This is a genomic window from Enterococcus sp. VV15 (genome assembly GCF_005236045.1).
GTDB lineage: Bacteria > Bacillota > Bacilli > Lactobacillales > Enterococcaceae > Enterococcus_B > Enterococcus_B durans.
On record NZ_QPTY01000039.1, the window covers coordinates 1 to 14145 of the forward strand.

15 protein-coding genes are annotated in these 14145 nt (G+C 39.3%); 11 read left to right on the forward strand and 4 right to left on the reverse strand.

The annotated features are described in order from the left end of the window. Positions 1-380: 380 nt before the first annotated feature. Entirely contained in the window at positions 381-2162 is a 1782-nt protein-coding gene (locus DVW83_RS12075; RefSeq protein WP_104660328.1) for a sensor histidine kinase, read from the reverse strand. A 57-nt stretch (positions 2163-2219) separates the two neighbouring features. Between DVW83_RS12075 and DVW83_RS12080 the strand changes: the two genes are divergently transcribed. Next, complete coding sequence (locus tag DVW83_RS12080) at positions 2220-2954, forward strand: response regulator transcription factor (protein ID WP_104660327.1); 735 nt, start codon at positions 2220-2222, stop codon at positions 2952-2954. Here DVW83_RS12080 and citG read toward each other — a convergent pair. From citG to DVW83_RS12095, 3 genes are all read right to left on the reverse strand, one after another. Continuing rightward, positions 2903-3781: a triphosphoribosyl-dephospho-CoA synthase CitG gene (citG, locus tag DVW83_RS12085; RefSeq protein ID WP_104660326.1), complete on the reverse strand. Its 879-nt coding sequence runs from the start codon at positions 3779-3781 to the stop codon at positions 2903-2905. The two genes, DVW83_RS12080 and citG, sit on opposite strands and share 52 nt — an antisense overlap. After that, positions 3774-4469 (reverse strand): GntR family transcriptional regulator, encoded by a 696-nt coding sequence (locus DVW83_RS12090; protein WP_104660325.1) that lies wholly within the window; start codon positions 4467-4469, stop codon positions 3774-3776. Before DVW83_RS12090 ends, citG begins: the two co-directional genes overlap by 8 nt. Positions 4470-4691: 222 nt before the next feature. Further along, positions 4692-6038, reverse strand: a complete 1347-nt coding sequence (locus tag DVW83_RS12095; RefSeq protein ID WP_104660324.1) for a CitMHS family transporter — start codon at positions 6036-6038, stop codon at positions 4692-4694. A gap of 412 nt (positions 6039-6450) precedes the next feature. Between DVW83_RS12095 and DVW83_RS12100 the strand changes: the two genes are divergently transcribed. The 10 genes from DVW83_RS12100 to DVW83_RS12140 are packed head-to-tail and all read left to right on the forward strand — an operon-like array spanning position 6451 to position 14141. Continuing rightward, positions 6451-6783, forward strand: coding sequence for a hypothetical protein (locus tag DVW83_RS12100; protein WP_104660323.1), 333 nt, complete (start codon positions 6451-6453; stop codon positions 6781-6783). 13 nt (positions 6784-6796) lie between these two features. Next, entirely contained in the window at positions 6797-7189 is a 393-nt protein-coding gene (locus tag DVW83_RS12105) for an acetyl-CoA carboxylase biotin carboxyl carrier protein subunit (protein WP_104660322.1), read from the forward strand. Positions 7190-7215: 26 nt separating this feature from the next. Further along, the gene (locus DVW83_RS12110) at positions 7216-8331 is read left to right on the forward strand and encodes a sodium ion-translocating decarboxylase subunit beta (protein WP_081133676.1); all 1116 of its coding nucleotides are present in this window, start codon (positions 7216-7218) and stop codon (positions 8329-8331) included. Between the two features lie 15 nt (positions 8332-8346). Beyond that, positions 8347-8472, forward strand: coding sequence for an OadG-related small transporter subunit (locus DVW83_RS15840; protein ID WP_016177153.1), 126 nt, complete (start codon positions 8347-8349; stop codon positions 8470-8472). A 12-nt stretch (positions 8473-8484) separates the two neighbouring features. Continuing rightward, positions 8485-9489: a [citrate (pro-3S)-lyase] ligase gene (gene citC, locus DVW83_RS12115; protein ID WP_104660321.1), complete on the forward strand. Its 1005-nt coding sequence runs from the start codon at positions 8485-8487 to the stop codon at positions 9487-9489. Positions 9490-9494: 5 nt separating this feature from the next. Next, complete coding sequence (citD, locus tag DVW83_RS12120; RefSeq protein WP_104660320.1) at positions 9495-9803, forward strand: citrate lyase acyl carrier protein; 309 nt, start codon at positions 9495-9497, stop codon at positions 9801-9803. Further along, positions 9791-10678, forward strand: coding sequence for a citrate (pro-3S)-lyase subunit beta (gene citE / locus DVW83_RS12125; protein ID WP_104660319.1), 888 nt, complete (start codon positions 9791-9793; stop codon positions 10676-10678). Before citD ends, citE begins: the two co-directional genes overlap by 13 nt. 2 nt (positions 10679-10680) lie before the next feature. After that, positions 10681-12213, forward strand: a complete 1533-nt coding sequence (gene citF / locus DVW83_RS12130; RefSeq protein ID WP_104660318.1) for a citrate lyase subunit alpha — start codon at positions 10681-10683, stop codon at positions 12211-12213. After that, on the forward strand, positions 12206-12784 hold the full coding sequence (gene citX, locus DVW83_RS12135; protein ID WP_224784459.1) for a citrate lyase holo-[acyl-carrier protein] synthase: 579 nt from the start codon (positions 12206-12208) through the stop codon (positions 12782-12784). The genes citF and citX overlap by 8 nt, the downstream gene beginning before the upstream one ends. Then, complete coding sequence (locus DVW83_RS12140; RefSeq protein WP_104660316.1) at positions 12747-14141, forward strand: oxaloacetate decarboxylase subunit alpha; 1395 nt, start codon at positions 12747-12749, stop codon at positions 14139-14141. Before citX ends, DVW83_RS12140 begins: the two co-directional genes overlap by 38 nt. Positions 14142-14145 lie beyond the last annotated feature (4 nt).

Here is a 14145-nt window from a genome sequence, read left to right on the forward strand (position 1 = left end):
GAAAATATATTAAGTTTGATCAATGAGAGACCGGTAAAACATTGTATAGTATTTTACACAGGATTATGGACTTGACTAGTGATGCTGTTAGTAATAATAAAAGATACATTTTTAAAATTCGTTATTAATAAACTAACACAATCAAAGTATAAGTGTATTTACAGAAAAAATAAAGCATAAATTTTATTATTTTATAGTTTATTTTATTGAGGGTTAAATGAAAAATAACTAATAAAACTGTTGATAATAATTATTCTTGTTTTCATTTTGTTAACGTTTTCGTGATAATATATAAAAAAGCTTCAAGAAAATTCGTATTGCTTTTCTCATTCAGTAGCGAATTTTCTTGAAAATTTTTAACAAAGTCTATTTTTTGAAACTTAGTTTAACGGAATACCTAAATAAAAGGTAGTGCCTTGTGACTGGCTGACGAGTTGGATCGACCATCCATTTTTTTTGATGATGGATGAAACGATGAATAACCCTAGGCCGGTTCCGCCGACTTCTTTTTTTGTTGTAAAGAAGGGAGTAAAAATTTTTTCTCTGATCTCTAAAGGAATACCAGGTCCGTTATCAGAAATTTCGATAATTGCGAAATGACCAGGTGCATTTGTCTTTTTCTTCGTCTTGGGAAGTAGCGATTGATCAAAATATGCAGATGGATCATCAGCAAAGAGTGTAATTGAAACATGTGCATCTTGTTTGGCCTGATAAGCATTCGTGATCAAGTTGTAGATGATGATTTGCAGATCTTCTTTTTCAAAGACAGTTTTACCTATATCTGGCAAATCCGTAGTTAAAGTAAAGCTTTTTGGCACGAGTAAAGAAAGATGATCGATAGCTTCTTGTATTACCTGCGAAAGTGCATAATTACTTTTAGGTGCTGTTTCCACTTTTGAAAAACGTAGAACATTCTTTGAAAGGTTCTGTCCTTTGATCGCAGATTGGTAAACTTCATTAAGGTCATCCACTAATAGTTCGTCTTCATGATGTTCTTCCATCAGCAACTGCAAATTACCAATGATGGGCGTTAAAAAGTTGTTCATGTCATGGACGATCGTGGTGGTCAGTAACCCAATTGTTTCGAGCTTTGATTCTTGAAGAATTTGTTTTTCAAGGGCATGCTTCTCTTGGAGCAACTGTTGATGTTTCTTTAATTGTAAATTTTCAGCATAAGTTTGGTTGCGCTTATGATAATATTTAATTGATAGACCTAATAACGCGATGACAACCAATAAGATCATGAGTAAACCGATAATGATCAATCCATCTTGCAGCAACAAGCCGTTTCTTTCGTAGTAGTCTTCATTGCTGGCAAAAATGAGACGGCTATTTCCAATAGTAGTCCATTCGAATGACGTGATTTTCAATACTCTTTTTATTTTTGGTTTAGGCCACCAATAAGAGTAATAGACAGCATCCCCTCTAGATTGTGTCAATTGCTTTTTTTCTAATTTTTTTAGATCAGATAAATCAAGTGTGGGATATTTCTCTTCTCGCCCATTTACAATAGAAAGACCTATTTGCTCACTTGAAGGATGCATGACGACTTTCATTTCTTGATTTTTGACCATCGTGTAACCAGCTTGATCATCTGTATCCAATAATTCAGAATGGTAGAGGGTCTGCAGATCAGCGAGCAATACGAGTAAGGCATGCTGGTTATTGTTTAAAGGCACGGTTTGATAGATATTTATGTAAGAGTGGTTATCATTGAAATAAACGGCACCATTCTGCTTGATACTACCCGATAAAGCTTGAGAAAAGTCGGGATCTTTGGCAACAAGTTTAGCTAATCCTGCAGTCGGTTGTGCGGTATGCAAAGGTTGGCTATTTATTAAGGTTCCATCCTGCGAAAAAAGGAAAAGACCAACGAGCGCTTTTTCATTTTTTAAATTGGAAAGATTCTTTGGTTCGTCAATGAACTGTTCGTTTGTCATTTCTGGTTGGAGCAGGTTCAATGTTTGCTGATAAGAACGAAACTTTGTTTTCACTACGTTTATTGCGGAATGATTGAGGGTCGAGAGCTGATTTTCTGCTAGATCAACCGCATGCTTTTGCAACTGGTAATAGCTAGAGCAGGTGAAAATCATGCCGAGAATCGTCAGTAATGTAACGACTAGGATGAGACTATAAAGTTTCTTGTAAGTTAGCTTTTTCATCATGATCTTCCTTTTTACCGTTTCCATTATTATATAATAAAGCGAGGAGAGTTTCTTTTGCGAAATGAAAAAATATTAATCATAGACGATGAACCAAGTGTACGCCGTTTGATTTGGAAAGCACTTCAGTCAACAGGGATTCTAGTGTATCAAAGTGATTCAGTAGAAAAAGCGCTAGATATCATCACTCGAGTCGAGTTTGATCTATTTTTGTTGGATATCTGTTTGGAGCATGAAAATGATGGGTATCATCTTGCTCAAATGATCCGAGAAGTGAATCCATTTACGCCTATTTTCTTTTTAAGCGGTAAAACAAGTGAGCAAGAAATCATCAATGGCCTTGAAGTTGGCGCAGATCAATATTTGACAAAGCCTTTTTCTTTGGATCTTTTACGTGCTCAAGTTGTTGCGGCGTTGGATCGTAACAAAGTGATTCGGAATCATCATTCGACAGCTGAAAAAAAAGAAATCATTGTTGGCGATTTTCGTTTTGATCAAAATCGCTACCAACTTTATAAAAATGGACAGCCTATCAAGCTTTCTTCCAAGGAAATCCAATTGATGCGTTTTTTTATGCTGAATTCGGACCAGGTTTTTTCGAAAGAACAGATCTATAGCAGCGTCTGGGAAGATGGCGAATTTGACGCAAACACGATCATGGTTTTTGTGAATCATCTAAGAAATAAAATTGAAACCGACCCCAAAAACGCGCAGTATATCAAAACGGTTTGGGGGATCGGCTATACCTTTTTACCAGAAGGGGAAAACAATTTTTCTAAAAATGAAAAATAGATCCCTAATGAGAGTAGATCTGCTGAACCACCTGGACTGAGATAGCGGGTAGTCAGTTGCTGATCATATTCTTTTAATTTTTTTACTAGTTGCACATAAGAAAGTCTAGATTTCTGTAAATCTAAGCTTTCTTTTTTTATCTCTTTTAAAGCATCTCGCCCCCCACGATGGAGGATATTGCTGTCTTCCACCTCACTCATTAAATACAGTAATGCACGTAAAAGTAATTCCTCTTGCCTGAGTTCTTGGTGTTTGCGCAAAAAACACATCAATTTTTGCAATGCCGGATATCCGTTGGCCGCTTCCCCACGAATACCAGATATTTGGTACTTCAAATACAATTCTTCCCCATAAGACAAGTGTTGCTTGGTTGTTAATTGTTGAAAATCTTTGGCGACTACGTCTTGCGTGATATCCTGTGAAAGTGACAGTATCTTTTGAGTATCTTTAGCAGTAAAAGGGAGATGTGTATTCAACTGCATATGAAGTCCTGTAGCCCCTAGTAAAACAGCAAAAGAAAAGTTAGCTCCTTTATGTGTATTGATTCCTTTTGTTGCTTTCAGCATAGCTGTTTCCGCCATTTTTCCAGTTTCACGCAAAGAGTTGAATAATAAAGAAGGCTGACCGCGATGTGTCAAACCTAAATAGAGATATTCCTTGAAGAATGGGCGCAGGCTTTGGATGCTCGCCAGAAACGTTTGGAAATCCATGTCACGGTGGGCCCCGTTTGAAAAGCGATCTACGAGCCCAGGTTTTGGCGACAACGCAACTTCTTCGTATAAAGCCGTTTCCGCATAGCTACTGATCGTAAGTAATTGTTCATCCAATTTTTTGTCGCTCCATTTCCGCTAGTATGAATTGCAATGAATGATCTAAATGTTCCTGCGTGATCATCTTTATCTGTGCAATATTGTTTGTTTTCATCCCTCGATAGATCAACCAATGTTCGGCTAAAGCAACGCTGCGTCGTTCAGAAGAACGGATCGAAATATCACGAAAATAAAGTAGATAAGAGCGTAATTCCATCACGATTCCTTTTAAACGTAACATCTGACTTTTTTCATAAATGAAGGTATTGAAATCTGAAAAATTGGCTAACAATTCATCAACACGGTCTTCTTCGTTCAATTTGTCTCCATATGTCAGTAATTCTTTTAATTCCAGAAAATCTTTCTCATCCATTTTTTCCATTGCTTTGATTGTTGCCAATGTATCAAGAGATTTGCGTATATCAAAAATTTCATATGCATCTTTTTTACTGATTCCTTTGACTACGATCCCGATTTTAGGTACATGTTCGACCAACTGTTCATCAACTAATTGCCTTAACGCATAACGGATGGGTGTTCGACTGATATTCAAGGTATCTGAGAACTCTTTTTCATTGATTCTAGAGCCTGCAGGGATTTGACCTAAAATAATCGTTTTGCGAAATGCTTCATACACAAGAACTTTTAAAGTCTTGTTCTGCGAGAAGTCTAAGTTTTGTCTGACGTTTTCAATCATTGCATTCATTTGTCAACTCCTACTCTGATTCGTTCAAATAAACGGCATTTATTGTAAGGCACCTTTCATCAATCAAGAGGAGATCAGTCACTCAACTTTTTATTGAACAGGAACTTCGTAATAAACGCCGTCTATCTTATCTACTTATAAGGAACTAATCGGTTCATTATCGGAATCATAACGAAAAACACAACTAAATTCAATCCTAAATTTTCTACTAGCTATTTTTGTTTATTGTGGAATATAAAGTGGCATATGGCCTAAAAGTACGATCGTTACTACAAAGATGATGAAGATACCTAAGGCATATTTTGCAGATTCTTTCTGCCATTGTCCCATATCTAAGCCAGTTAAGCGTAAAAGCAAGTAAATAAATGCGACAAGTGGGCTTAATAAGTGGAAGGCTTGTCCCATCAATGAAGCAAGAGCCATCTCCATATTAGTAAATCCATAGGCTCTTCCTGCTTCAGCTAAGACTGGTAAGACCCCAAAGTAGAAACCGTCATTTGAAATAAAGAATGTACCTGGAGCAGAAATCAAGGCGATGACTAATCCCCAGAAGCCTGCCAGTTGTTCTGGAATGATCGTAGTGAAACTATTCGCTAAAGCAGTTGCCATCCCTGAACCTTGGAACAAGCCCATGAAGACACCGGCTGCGAAGACTAAGATAACTACTTGAACAGCGTCCCCACCATTTGCACCAATACGTGCAGATTGATCTTTTAATATTGGGTAGTTGATCATCAACGCGATACATGTACCCACTAAAAACAGTAAAATCGGCGGTAATGCGATCGCATCGATAAACGAGCTTGCTACAAGCCAAGCAATCAAAAGGATCGTTAACAATCCATTGAAAATAAAGTTGTGCGGACAACGAATTTTTAATGTATCAGGATCAGTGATCGTGGTCATCTCTTCGATTTCTTCAGTAGTGAGTTCTGTGATCCCTAAACGTGCCCGTTCTTGTTTTCCCATTCTCCGAGCAACAAAGAAGGTAACATAAAGCAGAGAAAGAACCATACCAGGCAGAAGATAGGTCAAGATGTCAGCATCTACTTCTAATACTGCCATCGCACGTGCTGTTGGACCACCCCAAGGCAAAAGATTCATGATCGTGTTTTGTAGGATGATCAAAACACCTAGATTCATCATCTTCATATTCAACTTCTTATAAATCGGAATAAATGCAGAACAGCAAATCAACGTGGTGGTTGTTCCATCGCCATTCAATGAAACGGCTGCTGAAACGACTGCTGTAGCCATCAATACTTTCATCGGATCGCCTTTAGCAAAATAAATCATTTTTTTAGTGATGGGGTCAAATAGACCTGCATCAAGCATGATTGAAAAATATAAAATAGCAAAAAGCAACATGATCCCCGTGTTAGCGGTAGTAGAAATCCCTTCTAAAACAAAATCACCAATTGAACCTTTCTCAGCGACACCTGATACCATCGCAACAAGTGTAAAAATCAACGGGATAAGGACTAAAGAAGTAAAAGGAGACATCTTCTTTTTCATAATAACGAACATAAAAACAATGATCATAGCATAAGATAAAACAGTAAGTAACATGGTGTTCCTTCCTCTCTAACTAAAATAAAAATCTGTAAGCGTTAACAAATAATCGTAAAAAAATAAGTTCTTATTTGTGATGATATAAACAAATTTGGAGCATCTCCTTTCTTTTTTACTTTCTTTGATGTGGTTAAGAATAGTCAAAATTTTGAGAGAAGAAAAGAGGTTCCTAGAAAAAGAACAGGAAAAAAACAATCCAGAGAAACAAATCTTATCGCTTGCTTAAAAAGTTCTTAATGAAATATTAACGCTATGAAAAACGCTTCATATCAACGTTTTAACTAGTTTTTAGAAAAAATGAATAAAAAGAAACAATGAAAAAACAATTTATCCTACAATTCACACTAGCCGTATCTCGAGTAATTTTTATAATTAAGAGTAAGTCAGAAAAATAGAAAGGAGAGGAGAAATGGGGATCTTCGAAAGATTGTTCAAAAAAACACAAAAAGAAGAGAAATTTATCCAACCGAGCAATCAACAAGAAAAACATCGTGTGTTGACCGATGAATGGGAAGCGGTTCCAGAATATATACAGGCTCCCCCAGAGGATTATGACTTAGTTAGTGTGATTGCTACGGCGATCGCCGCAGGTGATCGACCAGATAGCCGATTTATTATCAAAAGTATCAAGCAAAAGAATCCTGAAGTTGTCCTTACTTCCGTAATTGCGGCAAGTATTATGGCAGGGGAATCTCAGCAATCACAATTCATTGTCAAAAATATAAAGAAAAGATCAAAATAATGGAGGAAATAACATGTTGCGAAAATTTAAAATTACAGTAAATGGAACAGAATATTTAGTAGAGATGGAAGAAATCGGCGCACCACAAGTTGCTAGTGTACCGCAACCAACCGCACCAGCTCCGGCAGCAAATCCAGAACCAGTAGTTGAACAAGCAGCACCAGCAGCACCAGTTCAAACCAGTGCTGCCGCAGCAGATGCGATGACTGCACCAATGCCTGGTACGATTCTTAAAATCCTAGTTAATCCAGGAGAATCCGTTCAAGAAAACCAACCATTGATGATCTTAGAGGCAATGAAGATGGAAAATGAAATCGTTGCTGGAAAGTCAGGAATTGTTGCTGGCATCCATGTTTCAACGGGGGATATGGTCAATCCAGGAGATGCGCTGATCACAATCAATTAATTTAAAGAAAAGAGGAAGTGACGTTTATGGAGACTTTGTTAGAAGGTGTGATGGGGATCGGGGCTGAACCTGGTCGCTTGGTCATGATGATCATCGGTGGCGTGCTGATGTATCTGGGAATCAAAAAAGAATATGAGCCAACTTTATTAGTACCGATGGGCTTAGGAACGATCTTAGTCAATTTTCCGAACTCAGGAGTATTGAGTGCCGGTGGAGAGGCGGGGCCATTCCAAGTACTCTTTGATATGGGGATCAACACAGAACTATTTCCATTGCTATTATTTATCGGGATCGGTGCAATGATCGACTTTGGTCCATTGTTGCAAAATCCATTCCTATTGTTATTTGGAGCCGCTGCTCAGTTTGGGATCTTCTTTACGATCATTATGGCGGTGTTGCTAGGATTTGATTTAAATGATGCTGCATCTATCGGGATCATTGGTGCGGCCGATGGACCTACTTCTATTTTTGTAGCGAACACACTGAACTCAAAATACATGGGAGCAATCATGGTTGCCGCTTACTCCTACATGGCGTTAGTGCCAATCATCCAGCCTATAGCCATCAAAGCAGTAACAACTAAAAATGAACGTCGGATCAGAATGAACTATCGAGCAGGTGAAGTCTCACAAACAGCGAAGATTCTTTTTCCAATTGTGATCTCGATCGTTGCTGGATTGATTGCACCAGTATCGCTGCCACTTGTAGGTTTCTTGATGTTTGGGAATCTGTTAAGAGAATGTGGTGTATTAGATCGACTTTCTATTACTGCACAAAATGAACTAGTCAACATTATCAGTATTCTTTTAGGGTTATCGATCTCAGTGAAAATGCAATATGAAGAATTCCTGCAAATCGATACGTTGATGGTCATTGCACTAGGATTAGTGGCGTTCATCATGGATTCAATCGGTGGGGTATTGTTTGCGAAGTTATTGAACCTTTTCCGTAAAGAAAAAGTCAATCCAATGATTGGTGCAGCAGGTATCTCTGCATTTCCAATGTCTAGTCGAGTGATCCAAAAAATGGCAACAGATGAAGATCCGCAAAACTTTATTTTGATGCATGCAGCAGGCGCGAATGTTTCGGGACAGATTGCATCTGTTATCGCTGGTGGGCTGTTATTAGCCTTATTAACTTAAGAAGGAGGAAGACAGATGACACATGATTTGTGGGTATCATTAGAACTATTACTTTTCGGTTGGGGCGGTGTTTTTGCAGTTATCTTGATCATCTACTTAGCCTCATTAACTTTAGCAAAACTGTTCCCAGTAAAAAAATAAAGAAGGGGTCAAATGGAGAATCTAAAACGTTTGTGGTTAGCTCAAGATAAGAAAGCATGGCAACAATGGTGCGCGCTGTTAGAAAAAACAGGTCTGCGCACAGATGAACCAGTCGAGTATACGGTGGGCATTTATGAAAAAGGCCAACTGATTGCTACAGGTTCTTATCAAGGGAAAATCATCAAATGTCTTGCTGTTTGTAAGAATTATCAATCTGAGAATCTTTTAACAAGTATAATCACACATTTAGTGGAACGATTAAGAGCGGTGGACCAAATCCATCTGTTTGTATATACAAAGCCAGAGAATCAAGCGATTTTTCATTCTTTGGGTTTCCAAGAAATATTAACGACTCAAACGATCAGTTTCATGGAATTCGGAGCGCCTTCCTTCAACCAATATGAAGCATATTTGCGAAGTAGAAAAAAAGAAGGGAAAAATCAAAGTGCAATCGTGATGAATGCCAATCCATTTACCAAAGGGCATCAATATTTGATTGAGAAAGCAGCTGCTGAAAGTGAACAAGTCTATGTCTTTGTTCTATCAGAAGAGCACTCTGAATTTTCTGCAAGAGATCGATTGGAAATGGTGAAAATGGGGGTTGCACATTTAAAAAATGTGGTGGTGTTGACGACCAAAGAGTATCTTGTATCGTCTGCCGTATTTCCTACTTATTTTCTAAAAGAGCGTGCGCCATTAGAACTTGCTCAGCTACAGGCTACCTTTGATGCACAATTGTTCAAGCAAAAGATTGCACCAATCTTAATGATCAAAAGGCGCTATGTCGGTGAAGAACCATTTTCGCCAGTAACGAATAAGTATAACGAAGCAATGAAAGCTGTCTTTTATCCAGAAATAACTTTGACGATCATTCCTCGTTTACAGGTTGATGATTCGATCATCAGTGCGACAAAAGTTCGTGAAGCCATTCAAAAAAATGACTTGCCTCTTTTAAAAAAATTTCTGCCAGAGACGACTTACATGTATTTGCATAAATTGAAAATAATCAAGGAGTGAAACGAATGGAAATCAAAAAAATCGCTTCTGCCGGTACAGTAGAATCAAGTGATATTTTAATTACTATTGCACCTAATGAACAGGAGCAAATCGAACTTTCATTAGAAAGCAGCGTGGAAAAACAATTTGGGAAACAGATTCATCAGATGATGACCACTACCTTACAACAATTGGGGATTACACGAGCAAAAGTAACAGCAGTGGACAAAGGTGCCTTAGATTGTACGATCGTTGCTCGTTTGATTACTGCTGTCCATCGCGCAGCGGAAGAAGAAAGTTATGATTGGAAGGAGATCGACTCATGGAACGTTTAAGAAGAACGATGATGTTTGTTCCAGGTGCAAATGCGGCAATGCTTCGCGATGCGCCACTATATGGAGCAGATTCCATCATGTTTGATCTAGAGGATGCGGTTTCATTAAAAGAAAAAGATGCAGCACGGACACTTGTCCATTTTGCTTTAAAGACCTTTGATTATTCAGCAGTTGAAACAGTTGTGCGAATCAATGGATTAGATACTGTCGGAAAACAAGATATTGAAGCAGTCGTTTTAGCAGGTGTCAATGTCATTCGATTACCTAAAACAGAGACAGCTCAAGATATCATTGATGTGGATGAAGCAATTACACTAGTGGAAGAAAGCAATCAGATCCCAATTGGTACAACAAAAATGATGGCAGCGATCGAATCTGCAGAAGGTGTGTTGAATGCACGAGAAATCGCGCAAGCATCTACTCGACTGATTGGGATTGCTTTGGGCGCAGAAGATTATGTGACGAATATGAAAACAAAACGATATCCAGATGGGCAAGAACTGTTTTTTGCACGAAATATGATTTTACATGCGGCACGAGCAGCAGGAATCGCAGCAATCGATACTGTTTATTCTGATGTAGACAATGTCGAAGGATTACAAGCAGAAACAAACTTGATTAAACAGCTAGGGTTCGATGGGAAATCCGTGATCAATCCTCGACAGATTCCATTAGTCAATGCCATCTATGCACCAACGGAAAAAGAGATCCAACATGCAAAAGAAGTGATTTGGGCGATCAACGAAGCGGAAGCAAAAGGTTCTGGTGTCATTTCACTCAACGGAAAAATGATCGACAAACCAATCGTAGAACGGGCGCAACGAGTGATTGCACTTGCAAAAGCAGCCAAATTAATCTCAGAGGAGGGGATGTAAAGATGGTTAGAAACAAAGCGGGAAAAGAGATCCCTCAAGAAATCGCTGAACATTACGATATTTTCGAAGGAGAATTGGCGCATATCACACCATATGATGAAGCCAGTCGCAGGATCGTGCCAAGAAAACCACGAGAAACAAAATTAGTAGGCAGTCTACGTGAAGCAATCGAAAAAACAGGGTTAAAAGACGGCATGACGATTTCTTTCCATCATCATTTTCGTGAAGGTGATCGAGTGATGAACCAAGTATTGGCAGAAATTGCGCACATGGGCATCAAAAATCTGACGATTGCGCCAAGTTCCATTGCAAATGTACACGAGCCCTTGATTGAGCATATCAAAAACGGAGTAGTCACAAACATTACTTCCAGCGGTCTAAGAGATAAAGTCGGGGCAGCTATCTCTGAAGGAATCATGGAGAATCCAGTGATTATTCGTTCACATGGTGGACGGGCTCGCGCGATTGCCACTGGGGATATCCATATCGATGTGGCATTTCTAGGAGCGCCTAGTTCAGATGCTTATGGAAATGCGAATGGTACGGTAGGAAAGGCCACTTGCGGCTCTCTGGGGTATGCAATGGTTGATGCGAAATATGCAGATCAGGTAGTCATCATCACAGACACGCTTGTTCCTTTCCCGAACACCCCCATCAGCATTCCACAAACGGATGTTGATTTTGTAGTGGAGATTGATGAAATCGGTGATCCAGAAGGAATTGCTAAAGGTGCCACTAGATTTACAAAAAATCCCAAAGAATTATTGATTGCTGAATATGCAGCGAAAGTAATCACGAATTCGCCTTATTACCGTGAAGGTTTCTCCTTCCAAACAGGGACAGGAGGCGCAGCATTAGCTGTTTCACGCTTTTTGCGAGAAGCAATGATCGAAGATGGTATTACTGCAAGTTTTGCTCTTGGCGGAATCACGAATGCCATGGTCGAATTATTAGAAGAAGGCTTAGTTGAAAAAATCATCGATGTCCAAGATTTTGATCATTCTTCTGCGTTGTCGTTAGGGAAAAATGACCAGCATTATGAGATTGATGCCAATATGTATGCTTCACCTTTAAGTAAAGGTTCAGTGATCAATCAGCTAGATACGGCTATCTTATCTGCTTTGGAGATCGATACAGATTATAATGTCAACGTGATCACTGGGTCCGATGGGGTGATCCGTGGAGCTTCTGGCGGGCATTCAGATACGAGTATGGCATGTAAAATGAGCCTAGTTATCGCTCCGTTAGTTCGCGGAAGAATCCCTACGATCGTGGATCAAGTCAATACAGTGGTCACACCAGGATCAAGTATCGACGTCGTAGTCACAGAAGTAGGTATTGCGATCAATCCAAACCGCTCAGACTTATTGGCTCATTTTAATACCGTAGATATTCCACAATTCACGCTGGAAGAACTAAAAGAAAAAGCCTATCAAATCGTTGGCACGCCCGAGTCAATAGAATATGGGGAAAAAGTAGTCGCTTTGATCGAATACCGTGATGGCACGATCATCGATGTGGTCAAAAATGTCTAACGAATTATTTAAAGGGCGCACGATTACTTTAGAGCAAATGCTAACTGCGCGATCCAACAGAGCGGAAAGACAGAAAAAGTTATTAGGGCAAGAAAAAAATCAATGTCTGGTTTGTTTGACCTTGAATATTCCTGGGCCAATCAAAAATTCATATGAATGGCAGAACGTCTTTCTCGTCTTGGTGAAAGAAATCGAACATGCTTTTTCAGAAGAAAAAATGGGCGCAAAAGTACTCCATCATGAATGGACAGGTTCAGAGTATTATTTAAAACTCAATGTAACGCAAAAAGAAGCGAAACAAAAAATGGTCGTGATCGAAGAGGAACATCCATTTGGTCGATTGGCAGATATCGACGTACTCGCATTTACAGAAAATATTCAACCTCTTACCCGTGAAAAATTGGGATATCCTAAGCGAAAATGTTTGCTTTGTACAGAAGAAGCGAAAGTATGCGGCCGTTCAAGAACGCATACGGTGAAAGAAATGCAGTACGCAATCCAAGCAATCGTAGACAAAGAAAGGAGACGATTTTATGAAAAAAATCCAGTTCATGGAAACCGTTTTACGTGATGGACAACAAAGCTTGATTGCGACACGCATGCCAACAAGTGACATGTTGCCTATCTTAAAAACAATGGATCAGGCAGGGTACCATTCTCTAGAAATGTGGGGAGGGGCGACCTTTGATTCCTGCCTAAGATTTTTGAATGAAGATCCCTGGGAACGATTACGAACGATTCGTAAAGAAGTGAAAAATACAAAATTACAGATGTTGCTGCGAGGACAAAATTTATTAGGGTATAAAAATTATGCGGATGATGTCGTGCGCGATTTTGTTGAAAAATCGATCCAAAATGGGATAGATATTATCCGAGTATTTGATGCATTGAATGATACCCGCAATCTACAAACTGCGATCGTCACAGCCAGAGAAGCAGGTGGGCATTGTCAAGCAGCTATTTCTTATACGACAAGTCCGATCCATACAGTCGATTATTTTGTCCAATTAGCGAAAGAAATGGCGGATACAGGCGCGGATTCTATCTGTATCAAAGATATGGCTGGTGTATTGACGCCACACACTGGTTTTGAATTAGTCAGCCGTATCAAAGAAACGATTGATCTACCTTTAGAAGTCCATACGCATGCGACCAGTGGGATTGCTGAAATGACGTATCTGAAAGTCGCTGAAGCAGGAGCTGATATCATCGATACGGCCATTTCTTCTTTTGCTGGCGGAACAAGTCAGCCTGCTACGGAATCGGTAGCGATGACGTTAGCCGAAATGGGCTTTGACACTGGTTTAGATATGGACAAAGTGGCGCAGATTGCTGAACATTTCAATCCTGTACGTGACCGTTTTAGAGAAGAAGGACTCTTGAATCCCAAAGTGAAGGACATCGAGCCTAAAACGTTGATCTACCAAGTTCCAGGTGGTATGCTCTCGAACTTGCTTAGTCAATTGACCGAACAAGGACTTCAAGACAAATATGAAGATGTTCTGGCAGAAGTACCAAAAGTTCGAGCAGATTTGGGTTACCCGCCACTTGTTACGCCACTTTCTCAAATGGTAGGTACACAAGCACTGATGAATGTGATCTCTGGTGAACGCTATAAATTAGTGTCCAGTGAAATCAAGGATTACGTCAGAGGGCTTTACGGAAAAGCTCCAGTACCGATCAGTGAGGAAATCAAAGAACTCATCATCGGTCAAGAAGCAATTGTTACTGTTCGACCAGCTGATTTAATCGCACCACAACTACCGGAATTTCGTAAGGAAATTGCAGAATATGTGAAAACAGAAGAAGATGTTTTGATGTATGCTCTATTTCCAAAACAAGCCAAAGATTTTCTAGGGCGCAGAGAAGATCCATTTTACGATGTACCTCTTCAAACAGTAGAAGTGAAGATCGATTTTTCGGCATAAACAT

Bases quoted from the DNA above. Each gene is read 5' to 3' on its own strand.
- DVW83_RS12075 (WP_104660328.1), bottom strand. From the start codon at position 2,162: ATGAAAAAGCTAACTTACAAGAAACTTTATAGTCTCATCCTAGTCGTT.
- DVW83_RS12090 (WP_104660325.1), bottom strand. From the start codon at position 4,469: ATGAATGCAATGATTGAAAACGTCAGACAAAACTTAGACTTCTCGCAG.
- DVW83_RS12095 (WP_104660324.1), bottom strand. From the start codon at position 6,038: ATGTTACTTACTGTTTTATCTTATGCTATGATCATTGTTTTTATGTTC.
- DVW83_RS12100 (WP_104660323.1), top strand. From the start codon at position 6,451: ATGGGGATCTTCGAAAGATTGTTCAAAAAAACACAAAAAGAAGAGAAA.
- DVW83_RS12105 (WP_104660322.1), top strand. From the start codon at position 6,797: ATGTTGCGAAAATTTAAAATTACAGTAAATGGAACAGAATATTTAGTA.
- DVW83_RS12110 (WP_081133676.1), top strand. From the start codon at position 7,216: ATGGAGACTTTGTTAGAAGGTGTGATGGGGATCGGGGCTGAACCTGGT.
- DVW83_RS15840 (WP_016177153.1), top strand. From the start codon at position 8,347: ATGACACATGATTTGTGGGTATCATTAGAACTATTACTTTTCGGTTGG.
- citC (WP_104660321.1), top strand. From the start codon at position 8,485: ATGGAGAATCTAAAACGTTTGTGGTTAGCTCAAGATAAGAAAGCATGG.
- citD (WP_104660320.1), top strand. From the start codon at position 9,495: ATGGAAATCAAAAAAATCGCTTCTGCCGGTACAGTAGAATCAAGTGAT.
- citE (WP_104660319.1), top strand. From the start codon at position 9,791: ATGGAACGTTTAAGAAGAACGATGATGTTTGTTCCAGGTGCAAATGCG.
- citF (WP_104660318.1), top strand. From the start codon at position 10,681: ATGGTTAGAAACAAAGCGGGAAAAGAGATCCCTCAAGAAATCGCTGAA.
- citX (WP_224784459.1), top strand. From the start codon at position 12,206: ATGTCTAACGAATTATTTAAAGGGCGCACGATTACTTTAGAGCAAATG.
- DVW83_RS12140 (WP_104660316.1), top strand. From the start codon at position 12,747: ATGAAAAAAATCCAGTTCATGGAAACCGTTTTACGTGATGGACAACAA.